Annotated in this window: 22 protein-coding genes and 2 pseudogenes; 5 read left to right on the forward strand and 19 right to left on the reverse strand. The window is 59.9% G+C overall.

Features of this window, described 5'->3' with window-relative positions:
- Positions 1–313: 313 nt before the first annotated feature.
- Complete coding sequence (locus NKG95_RS07475) at positions 314–898, reverse strand: glutathione binding-like protein (protein WP_352918613.1); 585 nt, start codon at positions 896–898, stop codon at positions 314–316.
- A gap of 460 nt (positions 899–1,358) precedes the next feature.
- On the opposite strand from NKG95_RS07475, the gene petA reads away from it, so the two are divergent.
- From petA to NKG95_RS07495, 4 genes are read left to right on the forward strand one after another with little or no spacing between them, the layout of a single operon-like run.
- Positions 1,359–1,835, forward strand: a complete 477-nt coding sequence (gene petA / locus NKG95_RS07480) for a ubiquinol-cytochrome c reductase iron-sulfur subunit (RefSeq protein ID WP_353040330.1) — start codon at positions 1,359–1,361, stop codon at positions 1,833–1,835.
- A gap of 17 nt (positions 1,836–1,852) precedes the next feature.
- On the forward strand, positions 1,853–3,145 hold the full coding sequence (locus NKG95_RS07485; protein WP_353040331.1) for a cytochrome b: 1,293 nt from the start codon (positions 1,853–1,855) through the stop codon (positions 3,143–3,145).
- 23 nt (positions 3,146–3,168) lie between these two features.
- Entirely contained in the window at positions 3,169–4,686 is a 1,518-nt protein-coding gene (locus NKG95_RS07490; protein WP_023717001.1) for a mechanosensitive ion channel family protein, read from the forward strand.
- 26 nt (positions 4,687–4,712) lie between these two features.
- Positions 4,713–5,624: a pirin family protein gene (locus NKG95_RS07495; RefSeq protein WP_353040332.1), complete on the forward strand. Its 912-nt coding sequence runs from the start codon at positions 4,713–4,715 to the stop codon at positions 5,622–5,624.
- Positions 5,625–5,690: 66 nt separating this feature from the next.
- Here NKG95_RS07495 and NKG95_RS07500 read toward each other — a convergent pair whose 3' ends face one another.
- From NKG95_RS07500 to NKG95_RS07540, 9 genes are all read right to left on the reverse strand, one after another.
- Entirely contained in the window at positions 5,691–6,122 is a 432-nt protein-coding gene (locus NKG95_RS07500) for a DUF1810 domain-containing protein (protein ID WP_353040333.1), read from the reverse strand.
- Between the two features lie 41 nt (positions 6,123–6,163).
- Positions 6,164–6,445 carry a GNAT family N-acetyltransferase gene (locus NKG95_RS07505; protein ID WP_352483845.1) on the reverse strand — a complete coding sequence of 94 codons (282 nt, stop codon included), beginning with the start codon at positions 6,443–6,445 and terminating at the stop codon, positions 6,164–6,166.
- 54 nt (positions 6,446–6,499) lie between these two features.
- Entirely contained in the window at positions 6,500–7,234 is a 735-nt protein-coding gene (locus NKG95_RS07510; protein ID WP_023716997.1) for a sensor histidine kinase, read from the reverse strand.
- A 128-nt stretch (positions 7,235–7,362) separates the two neighbouring features.
- Positions 7,363–7,800 (reverse strand): CBS domain-containing protein, encoded by a 438-nt coding sequence (locus NKG95_RS07515; protein ID WP_352483844.1) that lies wholly within the window; start codon positions 7,798–7,800, stop codon positions 7,363–7,365.
- Positions 7,801–7,938: 138 nt separating this feature from the next.
- Positions 7,939–8,460: a carboxymuconolactone decarboxylase family protein gene (locus NKG95_RS07520; RefSeq protein ID WP_023674208.1), complete on the reverse strand. Its 522-nt coding sequence runs from the start codon at positions 8,458–8,460 to the stop codon at positions 7,939–7,941.
- A 270-nt stretch (positions 8,461–8,730) separates the two neighbouring features.
- Positions 8,731–9,378 (reverse strand): HD domain-containing protein, encoded by a 648-nt coding sequence (locus NKG95_RS07525; protein ID WP_023716994.1) that lies wholly within the window; start codon positions 9,376–9,378, stop codon positions 8,731–8,733.
- Between the two features lie 51 nt (positions 9,379–9,429).
- A complete protein-coding gene (locus NKG95_RS07530) occupies positions 9,430–9,831 on the reverse strand; it encodes a cupin domain-containing protein (RefSeq protein WP_353040334.1) in 402 nt (133 codons plus the stop codon).
- 49 nt (positions 9,832–9,880) lie between these two features.
- Entirely contained in the window at positions 9,881–10,639 is a 759-nt protein-coding gene (locus NKG95_RS07535) for an SDR family oxidoreductase (RefSeq protein ID WP_353040335.1), read from the reverse strand.
- 64 nt (positions 10,640–10,703) lie between these two features.
- Entirely contained in the window at positions 10,704–11,495 is a 792-nt protein-coding gene (locus tag NKG95_RS07540; protein ID WP_353040336.1) for an alpha/beta fold hydrolase, read from the reverse strand.
- A gap of 470 nt (positions 11,496–11,965) precedes the next feature.
- Between NKG95_RS07540 and NKG95_RS07545 the strand changes: the two genes are divergently transcribed.
- The gene (locus NKG95_RS07545; RefSeq protein ID WP_352483839.1) at positions 11,966–12,193 is read left to right on the forward strand and encodes a DUF680 domain-containing protein; all 228 of its coding nucleotides are present in this window, start codon (positions 11,966–11,968) and stop codon (positions 12,191–12,193) included.
- 258 nt (positions 12,194–12,451) lie between these two features.
- On the opposite strand, the gene NKG95_RS07550 is transcribed toward NKG95_RS07545, so the two are convergent.
- The 9 genes and pseudogenes from NKG95_RS07550 to NKG95_RS07580 all read right to left on the reverse strand — a co-directional run.
- The gene (locus NKG95_RS07550; protein ID WP_352999346.1) at positions 12,452–13,201 is read right to left on the reverse strand and encodes a glucose 1-dehydrogenase; all 750 of its coding nucleotides are present in this window, start codon (positions 13,199–13,201) and stop codon (positions 12,452–12,454) included.
- 113 nt (positions 13,202–13,314) lie between these two features.
- The gene (locus NKG95_RS07555; RefSeq protein ID WP_353040337.1) at positions 13,315–13,677 is read right to left on the reverse strand and encodes a hypothetical protein; all 363 of its coding nucleotides are present in this window, start codon (positions 13,675–13,677) and stop codon (positions 13,315–13,317) included.
- 50 nt (positions 13,678–13,727) lie between these two features.
- Positions 13,728–14,711 (reverse strand): alpha/beta fold hydrolase, encoded by a 984-nt coding sequence (locus NKG95_RS07560; RefSeq protein WP_502913928.1) that lies wholly within the window; start codon positions 14,709–14,711, stop codon positions 13,728–13,730.
- 563 nt (positions 14,712–15,274) lie between these two features.
- A complete protein-coding gene (locus NKG95_RS07565; protein WP_353040339.1) occupies positions 15,275–15,958 on the reverse strand; it encodes a response regulator transcription factor in 684 nt (227 codons plus the stop codon).
- Positions 15,948–16,337 (reverse strand): response regulator, encoded by a 390-nt coding sequence (locus NKG95_RS07570; protein WP_023716983.1) that lies wholly within the window; start codon positions 16,335–16,337, stop codon positions 15,948–15,950. Before NKG95_RS07570 ends, NKG95_RS07565 begins: the two co-directional genes overlap by 11 nt.
- Positions 16,338–16,339: 2 nt before the next feature.
- Positions 16,340–16,981 carry a response regulator transcription factor gene (locus NKG95_RS07575; protein ID WP_353040340.1) on the reverse strand — a complete coding sequence of 214 codons (642 nt, stop codon included), beginning with the start codon at positions 16,979–16,981 and terminating at the stop codon, positions 16,340–16,342.
- Complete coding sequence (locus NKG95_RS34260) at positions 16,978–17,424, reverse strand: sensor histidine kinase (RefSeq protein WP_502913933.1); 447 nt, start codon at positions 17,422–17,424, stop codon at positions 16,978–16,980. Before NKG95_RS34260 ends, NKG95_RS07575 begins: the two co-directional genes overlap by 4 nt.
- A gap of 36 nt (positions 17,425–17,460) precedes the next feature.
- Positions 17,461–17,637: pseudogene (locus NKG95_RS34265) on the reverse strand (histidine kinase dimerization/phospho-acceptor domain-containing protein); the annotation flags it as partial.
- A 30-nt stretch (positions 17,638–17,667) separates the two neighbouring features.
- Positions 17,668–19,440 (reverse strand): annotated as a pseudogene (locus NKG95_RS07580) (MASE1 domain-containing protein); the annotation flags it as partial.
- Positions 19,441–19,599: the final 159 nt, after the last annotated feature.

Here is a 19,599-nt window from a genome sequence, read left to right on the forward strand (position 1 = left end):
GCGGGAACGACCAGAACCCGCCGCCGTATCGGCCGACAGGAAATATTGCGCCTATTTCGACGGTGACTGCGACGAATCCAGGATTGTAACCGCTCGGCCAGGAGGCAGTGCGGCGAGTTCTGACCGGATGCCGGTAAGGTCCAGCGTTTCCTCGATTTCCCTCCTGAGAAATTCGAGACGTAGGCCGTCCCCGCGCTTGGAAGCGGCTGGATGTAGCATCCGCAGAAACGGCAGCATGAGAATGACTCCTGATCTTTGTTGGGGTGAGAGGATATATTGCGTCTGATCTTATGCTCGGAGCCACCCTCGGCTTTTAGACGAGGCCCTCACGATCCATTGCGATGCGCACGGCCGGTCGCGCAGCCATTCGGGCGCGAAGCGCTTGCAAAGGCGCGGGAACAGGGACGTGGAAGCGGGCCGCCCAAAGCAGCATCACGAAAAGATAAAAATCCGCGACGCTGGGTTTGTCGCCGAACAGATAGTCGGTCTCGAGCCCGTCAGCGAAGAACTCGAGTTGGCTCGTAATCGCCGCGCTCGCCTTGGCCTTCTCGGCATCGCTGCTTTGGTGCCACATCGGCTTGAAGCTTCGGTGTATTTCAGTTGAGACGTAGGCCAGCGCTTCGAGAAGGCGGGTTCGGCCCAACGGCCCCGCCACTCCCAGTGCCGGGTACTGTGACGCAATCCAGTCGAGGACGGCGATATTTTCCGTCAGCGCTTCGCCGCTATCCAGCACGAGGGCTGGAACATAGCCCTTGCGCGTGACGGTGGTGAAATCATCCCCGGAGCTCGTTCGTTTGGTTTTGAGGTTCACGCTTTCGCGCTCGAAGGAAACACCCGCCTCTTCCAATGCGATGTGGTCCGCCAGGCTACAGGCGAGAGGGCTGTAGTAGAGTTTCACCGTTTTCCCTTTCTGAACCCCGATTGAGTTCCGCAATTGGTCGTCGCCAGGCGAAAACCTGCCCAGCGCCACGCGAGACAACTGCTCCAAAAACTCGCACTTGGCGGGGACGACGACTACGACCCCGACAGCTAGGCGTGCCTATGCCGAGGTATGATCGGGCTGAAGTTCGGGATCGCCGTGCGCAATGCCGGACGGTATCCCAGCCCAGTGGCCAACGGTTACCTGGAGGAATTCAGAACCTTCCATGATGGCGTCATCGCCAGCCTGCCAGTCCTTCGCTCAGGAAATCATAAACGAAAGTATTGGACGCACGCGCCGTTGGCACGATGGCTCACACCCGGCCACGGCCGGCATATTCCGCGCGGCATGAGCAGACTGGAAAGGCGAAGGCCGTGGCCTGCTTTTGCTCGATTGCCACCAACGCGATGACGCAGCTTCCAACATAGGAGTCGCCATCATGGCCGACCTTTCCGAAACCTCCACAGCCGAGCACGCATTGCGCGTCGAGGCGCCCGCCGCGATCGAGGTCGACGTCTCCTCGCTGACGCCAGGAATGTCGCTCGTTGTGAAGTGGCGGGGCAAGCCGGTGGTCGTGCGCAACCGCACTGAGCAAGAGATGAAGGACGGCGAGGCGGTCAATCTCGCCGAGCTCAAGGATCCAATTGCCCGCAACGCCAACCTGCCGGCCGACGCGCCAGCGACCGACGCCAATCGCACCATGCCAGGCAAGGAGGCCTGGATGGTGATGGTCCAGGTCTGCACCCATCTCGGCTGCATCCCGCATGGTCAGGAAGGCGATTTCGGTGGCTGGCTCTGCCCTTGTCACGGTTCTCAATACGACACCGCCGGCCGCATCCGGAAGGGGCCGGCACCCGAGAACATGGCGGTACCGGTGTTCCAGTTCGTCTCCGACACCAAGATCCGCATCGGCTGAGGCAGGAGGGCATTTCGATGAGCGACAAACACTCGACCTATACGCCCAAAACCAGAATCGAACGCTGGTTCGATGCCCGCCTGCCGCTGCCGCGGCTGGTGCACGACAGCTTCATCGTCTATCCCGTCCCGCGCAACCTGAACTACGCCTATACGTTCGGCGGCATTCTCACGATCATGCTGGTTTCACAGATCCTGACCGGCATCGTGCTGGCCATGCATTACGCTCCTGATACGGGGCTGGCCTTTAATTCAGTCGAGGAGATCATGCGCGACGTGAATTCGGGCTGGCTGCTGCGCTACCTGCATTCGAACGGCGCGTCGTTCTTCTTCGTCGCCGTCTACATCCATATCTTCCGTGGCCTCTACTACGGCTCCTACAAGGCGCCGCGCGAGCTGCTGTGGGTGCTCGGTTGCACCAACCTCCTACTGATGATGGCGACGGCCTTCATGGGCTACGTGCTGCCTTGGGGACAGATGTCGTTCTGGGGCGCTACTGTCATCACCAACTTCTTCACGGCCGTCCCACTGATCGGCGACTGGCTCCAGCAGCTTTTGCTCGGCGGGTTCGCGGTCGACAATCCGACGCTGAACCGCTTCTTTGCGCTGCATTACCTGCTGCCATTTGTGCTTGCGGGCGTGGTGACCTTGCATATCTGGGCGCTTCACGTCGTCGGCCAGAACAATCCGACCGGCATCGAGGTCAAATCGAAAACCGATGTCGTGGATTTCACGCCCTATGCCACCGTAAAAGATGCCTTCGGCATCCTCGTGTTCCTGTTCTTCTTCGCCTACTTCGTCTTCTACCTGCCGAACTATCTCGGCCATCCCGACAACAACACGATCGCCAATCCGCTGAAGACGCCGGCCCACATCGTGCCGGAATGGTACTTCTTGCCGTTTTACGCGATCCTGCGGGCCATCACCTTCAATATCGGGCCGATCGATTCCAAGCTCGGCGGCGTGCTCGCGATGTTCGGCTCGATCGCGGTGCTGTTCCTGGTGCCGTGGCTCGACACCTCGAAGGTGCGCTCGGCGGTCTACCGGCCCTGGTACAGGGTGCTCTTCTGGCTGTTCGTTGCCAATTCCCTCTTTCTCGGCTGGCTCGGCTCCCGACCGGCGGAAGGCGCCTACGTCGTCATGTCCCAACTGGCGACGCTTTACTATTTTGCGTTCTTCATCATCGCCATGCCGGTGCTCGGGCTGATCGAAAAGCCGCGACGGCTGCCGAATTCGATCACCGAAGCAGTTCTCGAAAAAGACAAGGCCAGCGGCCGAGGCCCGATCGCCGGGCCGGAGGCCAAACATTGAACTGTGAATGGCGGTGATCGTTCATGAACTGGTGGAACTCTCCTCTGGTCTACATCGTGTTGCTCGGCCTCGCCGGGATCGTCGTTTGGACCCTCATCCCCAGACGCTTCGCCAATGCGAAGCTGGTCGTCCAACTCAGCTTTTTCCTCGCGATGTCGGCCATGGTTCTCGACCTGCGCGTCGTGCCATACGAGGCCGCAGGGGACAACGAGACAACCGGAGGAGCGATCCTCATGGGCTCGGTCAAGCTGCTCTGGTGGGTTCACCTTGCCTGGGCGCTAATCGGATTTGTCCGTATCTATCTCGTTTTTGAGCGAAAGCCGCGCGAGGCACGTCTCCTGCAGGACGTCGTGGTCGGTATCGTCTATGCTGGAATGTTCCTGTCGATCCTGGCGTTCGTCTTTGCGGTGCCGGTCGGAACGCTCATTGCCACGTCCGGCGTGTTTGCCGTCATCCTGGGACTGGCGCTCCAGAATACGCTCGGTGACGTATTTTCGGGGATCGCGCTTAACCTCGGCCGCCCTTACGTACTTGGAAACTGGATCATTCTGAGCGACGGAACCGAAGGCCGCGTTGTCGAGACCAACTGGCGGTCGACCCAACTCCTGACCCCGACCCACAATGTCGTCGCGCTTCCGAACAGCCTTCTCGCCAAGATCGGGGTAACAAATCTAAGCGGTCCGGACGAGAGCCATGGACTTGCCGTAACCGTCAAGATGGCGCCAACGAAGACGCCGGCGATCATCGTAGACCTCATGCGCACCGTCTTGCTGAGCTGCAATTCAATCCTCCAGGACCCTTCGCCTTTGGTCACAATCAGAAGCCTGGATGCGGCAGCTATCGAGATCGAGTTGTTTTTTCGCGTCGCAAATCTTGACCAGCGAAGTGCCGCTCGGAACGAAATCTTCGATCTCATTTATCGCCATTCAAAGTCGACCGGCATGCTGCTGGCGGAGCCACTTTCGGCTTCGATTGCCATGACCAACCGGCTGAGCGACGAGAAGGCAGCCTCCCAAAGCTTCACCCCGATCGAACTCATCAGGTCCATACCGGTATTCTCGGCGCTAACGGATACCGAGCAGGAGTCGCTCGCCGCAGCGGCCTCGGTTCGCACCTACCATAAGGGCGAGATCATCGCACGACGGGGAGAGATGCTGCCGTCGCTCATGATCGTACGGACGGGAGTTATCGTCCGGCAAATTGGCGAGGACGATGCTCACCTGCAGGAGATCGGCCGGCTTGCACCCGGCGATTTCTTCGGCGAGACCGGCTTGCTCGCCGGCATTGGCGAGATGTCGAGTTTGCGGGCAATGACCCCCGTCGAGGTTTACGAGATAGACCAGGAAAGCTTTGCGCCGCTGCTGCACGAAAGGCCCGAAATGGCTGAAGATCTTGCGGCGATCCTGTCGAAGAGGGTGTCGGCTCTCAATGAAAGCGGCATCGCCGGACAGAACCACGCGAGCTCCAAATTCGCGCTCCTCAAAGCCATTCAGACAGTCTTTCGCGCCGCTCCGTTCAAGCGCGTTCGAGCACCTGGCTGACAAGGCATGCAGAAGGACAGAGATCCATGACCATCCGCCAAAGCGATATCACAGGCATCGATACAATCATCCAGCCGGCTATCCGTGATTTTGCCGACGGACTGAAGATAAGGCGCGTATTGCCCTCCTCGAATCGCCTGATGATCGGGCCCTTCATCCTGTTCGACCATTTCGGCCCCGCTATATTCGACGCAGGTCACGGTTTCGATATGGGACCGCATCCGCATATCGGCGTTGCGGCCGTGACCTACCTGATCGACGGCGAGATCGTCCACCGCGACAATTTCGGTAAAGTGCAGACCATCCGTCCTGGCGAGGTCAACTGGATGACGGCCGGGTCGGGCATCGTCCATTCCGAGCGCACGCCACCGGAAGTCCGGGCGTCGGGAAGCAATCTCTTCGGCGCTCAGGCTTGGATCGCCCTCCCCTCCCGCTATGAAGAAATTGCCGCCGACGTCGCACATTTTGGCGCTCCCGAAATAACCAGGATCTGTGCCGACGGCGTCGAGCTTACGTTGATCGCCGGCGCGTCCGACGGGTTGGTCTCGCCGGTAAGGACGTTCTCCGACATGGTCTATGCCGAAATTGTGCTCACGAGCGGTGCGCGATACCAGGTGAAACCCGAACACCGTGAGCGTGCAATCTACATCGTCGCCGGTGAGGTTGGAATTGTCGGCCAGTTCGGGACGTTTCATGAGGCCGAATTGATAGCTCTGGCGCCCGGCGCTGAGATTGTGCTCCAGGCGCCTGCCTTCCATGCGGCGAGGCTGATGCTGATAGGAGGCGAGCCCTTTTCCGAGCCACGTCATATCTATTGGAACTTCGTCTCCTCTTCAGCCGAACGGATCGAGCAGGCAAAGGCGGATTGGCGCGAACTCCGCTTCTCCGGCGTGCCGGGAGACCACGAGTTCATGCCTCTGCCAGATCGCAGCGTGTGAGGGATAAGGCAGCGGATGGTGACCTCAGCGCCGCGACAGCTTTACGCCGGTGGCGTAGGCAGACCACTACGATATCAAGTAGAGATCGTTCATCGTTTCCTCGTCGAGCAAACCGTCGAACCAGACGTCGAAGATTGTCTCGAGCAGGAACTCGTCGTTGCTTGCTTCGGAAAACAGCGTGAGGGACGCGTGCAACTTCTTCGCATCAACCTCACCGAAGACAGCGCGATCGCTTAGGCCGGAGAGCCGCTGCAGGGTGCCAACACATTCCCGATAACGGCCTCCTAGGATCGGAAATGAGAGATAAGCGCTGGCTTCGTCGAGCGATGTGATTGAATATGGCTCAGGCGCAGTACCGCTTCGCCTGGTGGCCAACCTTGGGAAGATGAACTCCATATAGGGAGTGCACATCATTCCTTGACGGAGAATAGCCAGCGCGTCGTCGTAGACCGGATCCTGTGCGCTGACGAACCTCTGCAAATCATACTCGTCGTGCATTAGGATAGATTCCTGGGAAACCCTCAACATTCGTGCCCTGACTAGCCGTCGACGACATCTGCATAGTCCGGGTGCTTGGCGAAAAAGCGGCTCATGAAGGGACATTTCAAGATCGCTTTACGGCCGGTTTTGCGGAGCAGCTCGAAGGTGCCCTGCGCCAATCGCGACGCGATCCCTTGTCCGGAAAATTCCGACGGGACTTCGGTGTGTATCAGCGCGACCTTCCCGCCCTCGAGCCGATAGTAGGCCGCCGCAAACATATCGCCGGCGATCGGCAGCTCGAAACGGTCCTGTTCGACGTTTTCAACGACTTGTGCATCCATCTTTATCTCTCGATTGTATGTCACGTTTGTCACCGGAGGGAGATTGGCCGGCCGCTATCGCACCGCAGGCAACCGCAGAGTGACGGTCGTGCCTGCCCCAAGTGTGCTCTGAATATCGATGCTTCCGCCTGACTGCTCGGCAAAGCGCTTCACCATCGGCAAACCGACGCCGCCGAGGCCTTCGCTTTTGGTGGTGAAGAACGGATCGAAGGCGCAGACCATCGTCTCGCTGGTCATCCCGATACCGCTGTCCGCGACACGGATATCTACCTGACCGGCGGTAGAGCTTTCAGAGGCCAAGCCGGCATCGATCGAGATGAAGCCGCCGTCAGGCATTGCATCGCGCGCGTTGAACAGAAGATTCAGAACCGCATTTTGCAATCCAAGGCGATCGCATCTCACCAAAGGCAGGTCCGATCCAACCCGAAGCTCAAGACCGAAATTGGCATCCAAGGCGCTCCGCACGAGGGTTTCGATCTCAGCCAGGCAAGCACCTACGTTTGTGTATTCGATTTCCGCGGGGCTCTCTCGGGCCAGGCTGATGGTTTGCCGGACAAGGCCACCAGCCCGTTCCAAAGCCGTTTTGGCGCCGGCAACTACAGGCCCAAGCGCCGGAGCCGCTTGGATGCTCGGATCGCGGGCCAGGTGGTTCAACGCCGACGAGGCGACCTGAATGAGATTGCCCAGGTCATGGACGATGCCGGCCGTCGACATTTGCACGGACATACCACTTCCAGGACCATCGGATGGGCTGTCGAAGACATCTTCTTTTATGTCCGGACGAAACATTTCATTACCCCGTTGGCTCAGCCGACACCTATTTGCTTCAATACACTATAATTTATGGTATTTATTATCCATTATGTCTAAGAAGACTCCGATACATACTTCTGTATATCCAAACGCGAGACCATGATCTATTGATAGCCGATCCCGCTGATGTAGTTGGCAAGCAGCCGTTCCTGCAGTTCCTCTTGTTTGAAGAGCGCCTTCATCGCATCACGGATATCGAGGACGCCTAGCGGTTTCGAGTCAGCCCCGAGCACCGGCACATTCTGCAGGCCTTGCGCGGCCATGGTCTGCCAGACTGAATGAAGATCATCATCGGGACCACAAGACACGATGGACCGGCTCATCAATGCCGCAATCGGCGCTTCTGTTGGCCCTGAATTCGCTAGATGGCGGACAAGGTCGGACTTGCTCAGCACGCCTGCCGCCTCCCCACTGCCGTGGCACACCACGACCAGGCCTATTGCGGGCCTGGAAAGTGAGAGTGCTGCACTGCGGAGTGGAGCGTCGACGTCGATCACCATGAGACGGGCCGATATTACTGGATGCAGACTGTCAATGCGCATGACGCCCTCCTGAGAGCGCCTCGCGGCCGCGGCCGGGAGGCTGGGATCGGTTCCAGGGTTTGGTCGCCGAGGTCGGCGCCTTTGCCTGGCCGGTCAGAATGGCGCGAAAACAAGCGCCATTCTGACCCATTCCAAAGATTAGCTTAGCGCTGCTTTGCTCAGGCCAAACTTCGCATCCCCCGAGCCCGGGACCGGTTTGAAGCCGATGTTCAGACGGTTCCAAGAATTGACCGCCATGACGACGAAGGTCAGATCGGAGATTTCCTTCTCGGAAAGCTGCGACCTGACCCGATCGTAGATCTCGTCCGGGACACCCTGCTCGGGCAGCTTGGTCAAGACTTCCGTCCATGCCAAGGCTGCACGCTCGCGAGGAACGAACAGGGTCGAATCCCGCCAGGCTGCCAGGTGGTAAAGGCGCAGTTCGCGCTCGCCATGAATCTTCGCCTGTTTGACGTGCATATCAAGGCAGAAGGTGCACCCGTTCAGTTGCGCGGCTCGGACTGCAACAAGGTCGCGGATCGGTTCTTCGATTGACCCCTCTCGCGTCGCACCAAGAAATTCAATAAATTTCTTCAGAAGTTCCGGCGACTGCTCCGCATAACTCGCGCGTTGGGCGACGGCTTTTCCTTTCGGAGCGACCGGTGACGCTGCAATATTCATTACTTATCTCCTTGAGGTGTTTGCAATCCATTGCATCGTAAGAATGACCGGTGAGCCAAACTGTTGCTATCGTGCCGATGATATGTATTGCCATTCGATCGGTTTGGGGCGCCTAAACCGAAGTATAGGAAGCGGTGGAAATTGGCACCCTGAACGCTGCCCTCGGCAATTCGCTTTGCCGCAGGCATGCGACAGGTGCGCGGCGTTTGGGTCACTTGAAGGGCGAGGCTGAACCGACCGGTGTCGATAGAACCTGGATCGAAACTGCGCTCACTCTTCGAAGGGAGCGTTCATCACAAGATCAACTGCCGAAGTCGCCTTGTAGCCGGAAACAAAGCGCTCGCCGAAGTCCCGGGCAAAGTTGTCGTAGGTGGTTTCCGGCCTCACCTCGGCGATATGGCAAAAGCATCGGGCCATCCGTCGCTTCATTTGGAGGCGTGGAAACTCACCGATGATCTTTGCAATCTCGGCTGACGAAACGAGGCTGTATTGCAAGCCGACGACATCGAGGCAGATGCCAGCTGTGCAAAGCGCCACCTCAGCCTCCTTGTAGAGGCCGATCGACGGCGTCGAGTTGAGGGCGATGCTGTCCCAGATCAATTGGGCGCGCCGCTCGTCGAAGCCGCCTTCCCGAACGAAAGTGCGGGCAAGATCGGCGCCTTCCACTTCGAAACGGCGCGGCCCGGCGAAGTCCTCATTGAGCGTGACGTCATGCAACAGGGTTGCAACGGCAACAACCTCCGCGTCGTGCTGGATATTCTGAATCTGTCCGATCCGGGCCGCGAAAAGCCAGGATCGGACTACGTGGTTGAACAAGTAAGGTTCACATCGCTGGCGGGCATGTTCGATCGCCCGGCCAACAAGCGGTGTGTCGGGGACCGAAATCCCCGCAAGTGTGCGGCTGGCGATCGAATTCATGTCACTGACCGTCCCTTCGCATACGCCCCGATGGTCCGGGGGGCCACGATTTCATTTCGCGTTCGTCGTCAGTTCCTTTTCGCTGGTGTCGACGACGAAAATAGCAAGCAGACGAGCGCCTTCCGTGTTGCTGGCGTTTTCGCTGACGGCATGACGGTCGCCCGGGAATTCCGAGAAACTCTCGCCGGCGCGATAAGTCTTCACCGGCCCATCGTTGACCTGGCTTCGGATCGCCCCCTCCAGGACCGTGGCATAGATGAACGCGGATTTGGGATGGGTATGGGCCGGCGACGTACCCCCCGGCGCGTACTCGACGAGCACGGCTTTCATGCTCTTGCCAGGCACGTTTGGAAGAGCCTGGTCGTAGACAAGCTTCACGCTGGCGGCGTCATTGGCCATTGCTGCGGTGACGGAAGCGGCGGTGAGCGCGGCGCAGAGAAGTGTTTTGATCATGTCTGGTCTCCTTGTTGTAATGCGAATGGTGGGCCTATCCGATGATTGCTTACTTCGGTGGTGTGTATCGGCTGAGCCAATCATCGAAACGCACGGCGCCGATGCGCGCATTCTCGCCGGGCACAAGCGTTCGATCGTCGATTGCCACCTGGCCATAGTAGAGCGCGCCGGGATCCGAGACGACTTTGCGAGGGTCGTTGGTGGCCTTCAGGAAGCGCTCGACAAGTTCGCTCATGCGAACGCGCTCCGGGCCGGCAATTTCGATCATGCCGTTCAACGGCGCGGCAAGCGCGACGTCCGCCATCGCATCGGCAACATTATCAGCCGCCATGGGTTGGAAGTAGGCCGGTGACATATGAATGGTATCCCCGACGGCGCCTGTGTTTGCGATGGCGGCGGTGAATTCGAAGAACTGAGTGGCGTGAACGATCGTGTAGGGAATTCCGGACTCCCTAATCAGCTTTTCCTGAAGCAATTTGCCGCGGAAATAGCCCATGCCCTGCAGCCGGTCGGTACCGACGACCGACAGCGCCACGTGATGACGGACACCGGCAGCCGTTTCGGCGGCAAAGAGATTACGCCCGGATACCTCGAAGAACTCCAAGGCAGCCTTTTCCTCGAACGACGGCGAGTTCGCGAGGTCGATGACGACCTGCGCACCGGCAAGCGCGGCGGCCAGACCCTCTCCCGTAACGGTGTTGACGCCCGAATTCGGCGACGCCGCAAGCACGTCGTGTCCTTTGTTTCGCAGTCTCTCCACGGTCTTTGAACCGATCAGCCCGGTTCCGCCGATTACGACGATCTTCATGTCTAGTCTCCTGGTGTTCGTGTCTATTTTCGTTGTCGATCGGATGCTGGGCGTTCCCGGCCTGCTACTGACTGACCGATGCAGCAGCATCCTCGATGAGTGACGTGACCTCGTCGGGATGCGAAACCATGAGCGCGTGGGACGCACCCTCGATGACGACGGTCTTTACCGCGTGCGCACGCTTGGCCATGAAACTCATGACGGCTGCCGGGATGTTCCGGTCATCTGAGCCGTAGATCATGTAGGACGGCAGCGTCTTCCATGAGGCGACGCCCGAGGCTTCAGCCAGAGCTGCCTGCGCAACAGGGCGTTGAGTGGCAGCCATCAGCAAGGTCTGCTCTTCCGGAACGTCGGCGGCGAACTGGGCGCGGAACTTGGCCGGCTGGATGAAGAGGTCTTGTCCGCCGTCCGGCAACGCGACTGGAGCAAGCGCGCTACCCAAGGTGCTGCCGGGAAACATGCTGGACAATGTAAGGCTCGATTCGCCGGTATCCGGCGCGAATCCCGCCACGTAGACCAAGGCCTTCACATTAGCATTGCCATTGGCGGCCTCGGTGATGACAGGCCCGCCATAGGAATGCCCCACCAGCACGACCGGCCCGGACACCGACCGGACGATGGCTGAGACTGCTTTCGCATCGCTGGCAACGCCGCGGAGCGGATTAGCTGCAGCTATCGCTACATAACCGTCTTTGCTGAGCTTGGTGATGACTGCGTCCCAGCTCGACGATTCCGCGAAGGCGCCATGCACCAGTACGATCGTCGGCTTGGGCTGAGAATTCGCGGCCTGCGCCATCCCGCTGCCCGACGCGGCAAGCGCTGCGGTGAGCGCCAGGACTCGAGTTACGTTTCGCATTTGCTTTCTCCAGTGTGGCCTGTGGTGACCAATGCTCAGGAGAATGCGCCGACGCGGCCCGCCAACCTATTGTGCGGAAGGGTCTGTCATACAATGCCAAGGTGCAGGGTAGGTCACCAGGGAGATCAGGTGCCTTGCAGCATGATTGAGGTATCTATGCCGAGTGTGCACTGTCGGCAGCCGTCTGAACAGACACTGAGGGCGCGCGCGGCCGGAGAGTGTTTGCAAGACGCCGCTGCCGCCGTGGCGAGAACCTGGCGCGGTCGATCCGTTGAGCGCTGGTGAGCCGGCCGGATCGAACACGGCGGCAAAGCCTCCTCTCGTCAACGACATAGTTCCTGGCCTTCGGCCCGCATCGCCCAATGCCTTGGTATGGGTCAAACCGCCGGACCGTCTGATCGTGTCGCTGCGTCACGACATTTATATTTGTATGGGTGAATACCATCCAAGCTATTAATGGAGTTACTGAAATGAAAATGACAGTCCTTGCTGCCGTCGCGCTTGTTATTACAGCAGGAAGCGCCATTGCCGGAAGCGACCACTATGGATCAAACGGAGCCCAGCAGCCTGCGACTGCGTCTGACAACATGTATACATCCTCGATCAGAAAAATGAACAGCGATACCGGGGTGCCGAAAACCGTACGCAAGCCGACTGTTCCCAACGATGAATATGGCCAGGGCATCTGGGGTCACTGATCCCGACCTACAGAAAATTGAAGGACCGGGGCGAGACCTCGGTCCTTCAGCCGTATCGGCGAGCCGACTTCTCTCTTGCGCGTCGATCCCTGCAATGCGACTTGCCGCTTACAATTTGCACCACGTCGGCGAAACGTCTCGCCTCCGACCTATTTGGAGGGATTCGTGCGGCAGCTTCCCGGAAAATCGTCGTGAGGAAGACCGATTGCTCAGGCATTATTCGGCCGTCTATTGGCGCGACGACTTCGCAGTCGTGGCTCAGAGCACTGCCATCCCGCCGTCGACCCGCAGATTGATGCCCGTGACGAAACTGCTCGCGTCCGAGGCAAGGAACAGAGCGGCTTTTGCCAGCTCTTCCGGCTGCCCCATCCGGCCCAGGGGTATTGCCTCCGCCATCGCCTTTTCAAACAGCCCGCGCTGCTCAAACGGTATGCCTAGCTTATCGAGAATAGCCGTATCTACCGGACCTGGGCTAAGCACGTTGACCCGGATACCGCGAGACTTCAGTTCGATCGCCCAAGCGCGCGCAAAGGCATTTATGGCCGCCTTGGAGCCCGCGTAAACAGCATGACCGTCCAGAACCTTCTCGCTGGCCAGCGAGCCTGTGAGGATGATTGCGCCGCCGTTCCGCATGATCGGAATCAGCTTCTGGACGCCGAAGAAGACGCCTCGCGTGTTGACGGCAAATTGCGCATCATATTCTGCCTCGGAGACGTCGGCCGAGTGGGTGATGGTGTTTATGCCGGCGTTCGCCATATAGATGTCGAGCGCCCCGAACCTCTGGAGGATCTGCTGCGCCACCTCATCATGGTGCGCCACGTCGGCCACATTTCCCTGAATGCCCAGCGCGCCTGCCCCGATCTGCGCGACCGCTTCCTCGACCGCCTGCCGCCGGCGGCCGGTAATGACGACTTGCGCGCCCTCGGCGGCAAAGATTTTTGCAGCCGATAGTCCGATCCCGCTGTTTCCGCCGGTGACCACCGCGATCTTGCCTGAGAGTGCGCCCATGTCGTTCCTGCCTTCGAAAAATTGTGCCGGTGCTGCTGCGATAGTCGCAACCGCTGGCCAAGAAAATTTCACGCCGAATTGAGACCGCCAAAATGAGCGGCAATCGCAAACGGCTACCGATTGATAAACTCCCGGCGCTTAGCCAGTTTGACGTCTTGGAGAGCGCATTGGCCTTCAAGGCAGAACAAGCGCGCGGCGGCGACCCCCGACAGCGCGACGTAGTGTCGAACACCGGCGATCGCCTCCGCGCTGCACAGGCGCGGTTGCCCGAATGGCAGCCGTGTCGCAGCACATGTTTCGCGCCTTTGCCAGCGCTCCAGCTCGATGGCGCAGTGATTCGGTTCCACAATCCGGGACATGAGCCGGCAGAACCAGCATTCAGGCCACCGCTCGGCTATGCGAGCGCACAAGGTTTGACCTGGCGCGCCACCCGAAATGCGGTTCAGGACGCGCGAAATATTGCCAAAGGTGGTCATCGGCGGCTCCAAGGAATTGCGGACAACATGCGGTCGCGATTGAGGGCGTGCTATCCTTTGATGAAGGCGAGCAGGTCAGCATTGACCTGATCCTGGTGCGTGGCCGTAATCCCGTGGGGCGCGCCGGGGTAATAGATATCCTTTGCGCCTTTGATCAATCGGGCCGACTTGACTGCCGAGTCCTTGACGGGGACGATCTGATCGTCCTCGCCATGCAGGACCAGGGTTGGTACGTCGAACTTCTTGAGGTCCTCGGTAAAATCGGTCTCGGAAAACGCCTTGACGCTTTCGTACGCGTTCACGAGACCCGCCTGCATGCTCCAGAGCCAGAACTGATCCAGAATCCCCTGGGAAACCTTGGCGCCTGGCCTGTTCGCGCCATAAAACAACGGTGCGAGGTCCCGGTAGTACTGCGAACGATCCTTGACGAGGCCAGCCCTTATGCCGTCGAATACCTCGATCGGCAGGCCTTCCGGATTGGCCGGCGTCTTCACCATGATCGGCGGAACAGCGGCCATAAGAACAGCCTTGGCCACCCGCTTCGTCCCGTGCCGTCCGATATAGCGAGCGACCTCGCCTCCTCCGGTTGAATGTCCGACCAGCGTGGCGTCCCGGAGATCCAGCGCCTCGATCACGGCTGCAAGATCGTCCGCATAGCCATTCATGTCGTTGCCGGACGTGGCCTGGCTCGAGCGGCCATGGCCGCGCCGGTCATGCGCAACCACGCGAAAGCCGTTATGGGCAAGAAAGAGCATCTGGCCGTCCCAGGCGTCGGAATTCAGCGGCCAGCCGTGCGAGAAGGTTATAGCCGGGCCCTTGCCCCAGTCCTTGTAGTAGATTTCGGTGCCGTCCTTGGTCGTGATGGTGCTCATCGTCTTGGTTCCTTTGGTTGAGGGGGAAGAGGGAAGGTTTTGTTTTCGGCTCACGGCCGAAGCAGCGCGGGGCAGTCCGGCGGCAACGGTGGCGATCAGGCCGGCCAACAAGACATCGCGACGAGATCCGCCGACGGAGAAAAGTCCGTCTTTGTTCATCATGTCCATCCATGTGCTTTGAACATCCTGCTCACCGTCACGACCGTCGAGTCGGCCCGTGCGGTCGCGTTCGGGGAGGAGCGAGCGAGGAGCGGTAGAAACGCGACGGTCGTGATGGCTTGCGAGGAACAGGATGCACCGATCCGGGCCGCGAACCTATTCTACGGAAGCATCTGTCATACGATGCCAAGGTGCAGGGCAGGCACGCCGAGTATTGGGGACGGGCCGAGGCAAGCTCTTATAGACATAAGTCAATTTAGGCTTGGGTAGCGCGCGGGACCGACGCGGCATGGCCGGCGTCAATTGCTGTTGCATGAAATGTTGCGAGTTTGTCGGTCAGGCTGGCGCCGCAAAAGAGCGCCGCTCAGTGGTGGCGATGTTGGCGCGGGCCTTGCCGCAAAACACCCAATAGGACCACCGATGTACATCAGGACCACCCGCAGCAGCAGCGTGCCGACGGGCAGGAAGGCCTGCGCGCGCTGAAGAAAGCAATTTCCCACAGCCTGAAATGGCCGGGCGCGCTGGGCGATCCTATTGGATGGAGCATGGATCGGCTTGTGCCAATTCTAGACCTCGCGCATCGGCGCGGGCAGCGTTTCCCACGCCCGGATCAGCTCACCGATGGAAGCGGCTTCCATCTTGCGCATGACATTGCCGCGGTGAAGCTTGACGGTCACTTCACTGATGCCGAGGTCGAAGGCGACCTGCTTGTTGAGGCGCCCGCGCGCCACTTCACGCAGGACCTCGCGCTCGCGCGGCGTCAGCGTCTCGACGCGCTCGATGTTGCGCTTGATGATCACGGCATCCGCCCGCCGTTTGGCATCCACCGCAATGCCGGCGATCACAGCGTCAAGCAGCGTCTGATCCCGCACCGGTTTGGTGAGAAAGTCCACGGCGCCGGCCTTCATCGCCTGGACAGTCATCGGGATGTCGCCATGCCCGGTCAGGAAGATGATGGGTTTGGGGTTGCCGTTTTTCGCAAGATGGTGCTGCAGATCGAGACCGCTCGTCCCCGGCATGCGCACGTCGAGGATCAAGCAGCCGGGGCTCTCCAACACGTCGGCGTCAAGCAATTCACGGGTTGAGGTAAAACACACCGGCAGGAAACCCGCCGACAGGATCAATTCAGACAGCGCTTCCCGAACAGAGGCATCATCGTCGACGATAATGACCAGCGGCTGCTCGGCTTCAGCCCTTCGCTGCTGTGATGACGGTATCGATCTCGATAAGGGCAATTGGTCAACTCTCATGTTTAGCCTCCGTTTCTGGGTTGCGTAAAGCGTCGCCGATCGCCGCAAGCAGTGCCTGGCCATCGAATGGCTTGCGAAAAAGCCCGCCAATGCCCTTGGCGCGGTGCTGATCCACTATCTCGTGGCGGCCGGTGATCAGGAACACAGGCAGGTCCGGACGCGCCTTCTTGACCAGGTCACGAAGTTCAAAGCCGTCCATGCCGGGCATCCCGATGTCGGTGATAAGCATGTCCAATCCAGACAGGCCGCTGACCAGCAATGCCCCCGCCGACGAGAAGCTGCGTGCCACATAGCCGGCGGACTCCAAGAGGTCCTCCAGCGACTCGAGCAGTCTTGGGTCATCGTCGACAATCGCCACGACAGGCCTCCGCTTGCTCACCCTCAGCTCCCCCCTGCCCGGCGCGAGTGCGTGATCGGTATTCCCAATCGCTCGGCGATGCGAACGAGGTCGGCGAGCGACGCCGCGACCATCTTTTGCATGACGTTCCTTCTATGAATTTCCAGCGTAACTTCGCTGATCCCCAGTTCAGCGGCGGCCTGCTTGTTGAGCAAGCCGCTGACCACCAGCGGCAGCACCTCACGTTCGCGCGGCGTCAGCTCGAGATAACGTTGCTTCAACGCGCCCAGCTCAGCGCGCTCCGATCGCTGTACCCGATCCTGGGCAATCGCTGCATGGATTGCGGCCATGAGGTCTGCATCGCTGAAGGGCTTAGTCAGGAAATCTACGGCGCCGTGCTTGATCGCACGCACCGAGGACGGGATATCGCCATGTCCTGTCAGGAAAACGATCGGCGGATGATCGCCCTCGGCAATTTGCCGCTGCAGATCGAGGCCATTGATATCCGGCAACTCGATATCGAGGATGAGGCAGGCAGGGACGTCCGGCTTGTCAGCGCGGATATAGTCGCCTGCCGATCCGAACGCCACGGCGCGCATGCCGTGTGCAGCCAGCAGCTCACTGAGCGCCTCCCGGATGCGTTCATCGTCATCTACAATGAAGACAATTTGGCCGTCCGTCGTCATGACGCCGCTTTCGCTTCAATCGGCAACGTGAAGATAAACGTCGCTCCACGTGGTTCGTTCTTCTCGACCCATAAACGGCCGCTGTGCGACTCGATGATCGAACGGCAGATCGCCAGTCCCATGCCCATCCCTTGCTCTTTCGTGGTAAAGAACGGTTCGAATATCCGGTCGGGAAACTCGATGCCCCGGCCGCGATCGCTGACTTCGGTCTGGACAACATCCCCGATATGGCGCACGCGGATGCTGATAGCTCCGTCGTCCGCACCAGAGTCCATCGCCTCCATGCCGTTGCGGATGAGATTGACCAGAACCTGCTGGATTTGGACGCGATCGAACGCGACTAGCGGAATGTCGCTTCCGACATCAACGCTGATGCGAACGCCCCGCCGCATCGCTTCCTCGGCCACGAGGTCGCGTGCCTCTGCGATGACACTGCTGAGCATCGCATTGGTCCTCGTCTCTGTGGATTGCTTGAACAGCGCGCGGATGCGGCCGACGACGTCCGCCGCCGAATTTGCGTCCCGGATGATGCGCTCGGCCGTGATCTTCGCGCGTTCGACGTTCGGCGGGGCGGCGGACAGCCAACGGTGGCATGCATGGGAATTGGCGACGATCGCGGCCAGCGGCTGATTCACCTCGTGCGCGATCGAAGCGGAAAGCTCGGCGAGACTTGCAGCCTGAGTGGCTTGCGCGAGTTTGTCGGAGGCTTGTCGCAGCGCTTCCTGGGCGCGCACCTCTTCGTCGATGTCGAGGGAAACCCCGTACCATTGCACGACCGCCCCGTCCTCATCACGCCGCGGCTCGACCCTGCACTCCGCCCAGCGATAGCCATCTGTTTCGCGCCAGCGAAACCGCATCGCGGAACCGCCGCCTGTTTCGAAACAGGTCAGCAACGTGCGCAGCACCTCGGGAGCATCTTCGGGATGAACCAGTTCTTGCAGCAATTCCTCAATGCGCGGCTCTCCGAGTGCTTCGAAGTCAGCGATCACGGAGCGGAAATGGTCCTGGTACCGCTTGTTGAAGTAGACCGGCCCGCCGGTCGGCACCGCGCTCCAGATGCGGACCGGCACAGCGTCAATCATCTGCTGAAGCTGCAATTCGCTCCGCCGCAGGGCCTCTTCAGCTTGCATTTGATCGTCTATGTCGTGACAGAGGCCGTACCACTGGACGATGCGGCCAGTGTGATCGCGCATCGGCTCCGCCCGGCTCGACATCCAGTGATAGACGCCATCGGCGCGGCGCAAGCGATACCTCATGGAGAAGCGCTCGCCGGTGGCGAGGCAGTGACTGAGCGTATCGCCGAATGCTGCTGCGTCGTCCGGATGGATGCCGGCCTCTATCATCGCCGCCAGCCGGCTGATGCCCGGTTTGTCCAAATCCGTTACGTCCAGGCCGAGAAAGTCGACCATGCGCTTGTTGAAAAAGGTCGGATCGCCATCGGGCCTCAGGCGCCAAACGTGGCTCGGAACCATGTCGACAAGCTGCGAGAGCTCCCGCTCCCGGTCGCCCAATGCCTCAAGGCTTTCACGCAAAGTGAGCACCGCCGCCTGATGCTGCCGGGATATGGCGGCCACGACGAGCGCCGAAAATGCCGAGATGGCCAGAAAAAGCTGCAGCATGATCTGGTTGTGCTTCTGGGACTCGGGATCGCCGGCAAATTGGCTGGCGCCGGATATCGTGAATACCGCCGTGATCAGAGCGAGGACGGTCAATGCTACGGCGGCGCCTCTGAACTCAAAGCGCACTGCGGCCCAAAGAAGAGGCGGCATGATGATGTAGGCGAAGGGCAGATAGCCGCTCAAGGAAAGGGCGGCGATACCAAGAAAGATCAGCCCCAGGACGCAAGCTTCCATCCACCGCGCTGCTGAGAGCTGCGCCTTGCCGCGCCAGTTCTGGAACACGACCAGCGCCAGTGGCGCTACGATCAGGACTCCCGTCGCGTCTCCGATCCACCACAGCGGCCAAGCCGTCGCAAAGGTTTGCGATTGTATGCCAAACCACGCAAGCGCCGCACTTCCCACCGTCGCGCTTGCAACTGGCGCAATTCCAGCGGCCAGTACGACGAATGCGAGAACGTCGCGCAAGGTTTCCAGCCGAACTGGGCGCTTGCAGGTCTGGTTCACGAGCCATGCGCCGGCCACCGCTTCAAGAGCGTTGCCGGCAAAGATCAGGAAGGCCGCGGGCAGCGGAGTGTGGAACCACAAGAAGTTGCTGAACAGTTCGGCCAGACAGGCCCCCAGCACCCACCACGGCCAGCTATACCTGGAGGCGAAGACAAGCGTAGCGATGAACAGCCCGCTCGGAGGCCAAATGGAAATCCCTGTTCCAGGTATGATTGCGAGCGACTGGGCGAAGCCGCAGCCCAGGACATAGGCCGTAATAAAAAGCCCCAGATGCAAGAATTGGGGACGGTGCGACCAGACGCGCGATAACCTGCCTCTTTCAAGATCGCTGATCATGTTGCCGCGAATCAGGCCCGGTTCATTCGTCGCGAAAGGTCGGCCACTTCCCGGTCCGGATCGGTCCAAGTCATGCGTTAACGCGCGCGTTGCGTTGGAATCGGTCTCGCCAAGTGAGTTGGGCGCTGTCGTCATCGGGTGCCCCTGACGGACAAACAA

Origin of the sequence: Mesorhizobium sp. M1423, from assembly GCF_040317575.1 — a bacterium.
In the GTDB taxonomy this organism is placed as follows: domain Bacteria; phylum Pseudomonadota; class Alphaproteobacteria; order Rhizobiales; family Rhizobiaceae; genus Mesorhizobium.

Excerpts from the sequence above, each read along its gene's own strand:
- petA (WP_353040330.1), top strand. The coding sequence starts at position 1,359 with ATGGCCGACCTTTCCGAAACCTCCACAGCCGAGCACGCATTGCGCGTC.
- NKG95_RS07485 (WP_353040331.1), top strand. The coding sequence starts at position 1,853 with ATGAGCGACAAACACTCGACCTATACGCCCAAAACCAGAATCGAACGC.
- NKG95_RS07490 (WP_023717001.1), top strand. The coding sequence starts at position 3,169 with ATGAACTGGTGGAACTCTCCTCTGGTCTACATCGTGTTGCTCGGCCTC.
- NKG95_RS07495 (WP_353040332.1), top strand. The coding sequence starts at position 4,713 with ATGACCATCCGCCAAAGCGATATCACAGGCATCGATACAATCATCCAG.
- NKG95_RS07500 (WP_353040333.1), bottom strand. The coding sequence starts at position 6,122 with ATGCACGACGAGTATGATTTGCAGAGGTTCGTCAGCGCACAGGATCCG.
- NKG95_RS07505 (WP_352483845.1), bottom strand. The coding sequence starts at position 6,445 with ATGGATGCACAAGTCGTTGAAAACGTCGAACAGGACCGTTTCGAGCTG.
- NKG95_RS07510 (WP_023716997.1), bottom strand. The coding sequence starts at position 7,234 with ATGTTTCGTCCGGACATAAAAGAAGATGTCTTCGACAGCCCATCCGAT.
- NKG95_RS07515 (WP_352483844.1), bottom strand. The coding sequence starts at position 7,800 with ATGCGCATTGACAGTCTGCATCCAGTAATATCGGCCCGTCTCATGGTG.
- NKG95_RS07520 (WP_023674208.1), bottom strand. The coding sequence starts at position 8,460 with ATGAATATTGCAGCGTCACCGGTCGCTCCGAAAGGAAAAGCCGTCGCC.
- NKG95_RS07525 (WP_023716994.1), bottom strand. The coding sequence starts at position 9,378 with ATGAATTCGATCGCCAGCCGCACACTTGCGGGGATTTCGGTCCCCGAC.
- NKG95_RS07530 (WP_353040334.1), bottom strand. The coding sequence starts at position 9,831 with ATGATCAAAACACTTCTCTGCGCCGCGCTCACCGCCGCTTCCGTCACC.
- NKG95_RS07535 (WP_353040335.1), bottom strand. The coding sequence starts at position 10,639 with ATGAAGATCGTCGTAATCGGCGGAACCGGGCTGATCGGTTCAAAGACC.
- NKG95_RS07540 (WP_353040336.1), bottom strand. The coding sequence starts at position 11,495 with ATGCGAAACGTAACTCGAGTCCTGGCGCTCACCGCAGCGCTTGCCGCG.
- NKG95_RS07545 (WP_352483839.1), top strand. The coding sequence starts at position 11,966 with ATGAAAATGACAGTCCTTGCTGCCGTCGCGCTTGTTATTACAGCAGGA.
- NKG95_RS07550 (WP_352999346.1), bottom strand. The coding sequence starts at position 13,201 with ATGGGCGCACTCTCAGGCAAGATCGCGGTGGTCACCGGCGGAAACAGC.
- NKG95_RS07555 (WP_353040337.1), bottom strand. The coding sequence starts at position 13,677 with ATGACCACCTTTGGCAATATTTCGCGCGTCCTGAACCGCATTTCGGGT.
- NKG95_RS07560 (WP_502913928.1), bottom strand. The coding sequence starts at position 14,711 with ATGATGAACAAAGACGGACTTTTCTCCGTCGGCGGATCTCGTCGCGAT.
- NKG95_RS07565 (WP_353040339.1), bottom strand. The coding sequence starts at position 15,958 with ATGAGAGTTGACCAATTGCCCTTATCGAGATCGATACCGTCATCACAG.
- NKG95_RS07575 (WP_353040340.1), bottom strand. The coding sequence starts at position 16,981 with ATGACGACGGACGGCCAAATTGTCTTCATTGTAGATGACGATGAACGC.
- NKG95_RS34260 (WP_502913933.1), bottom strand. The coding sequence starts at position 17,424 with ATGCTCAGCAGTGTCATCGCAGAGGCACGCGACCTCGTGGCCGAGGAA.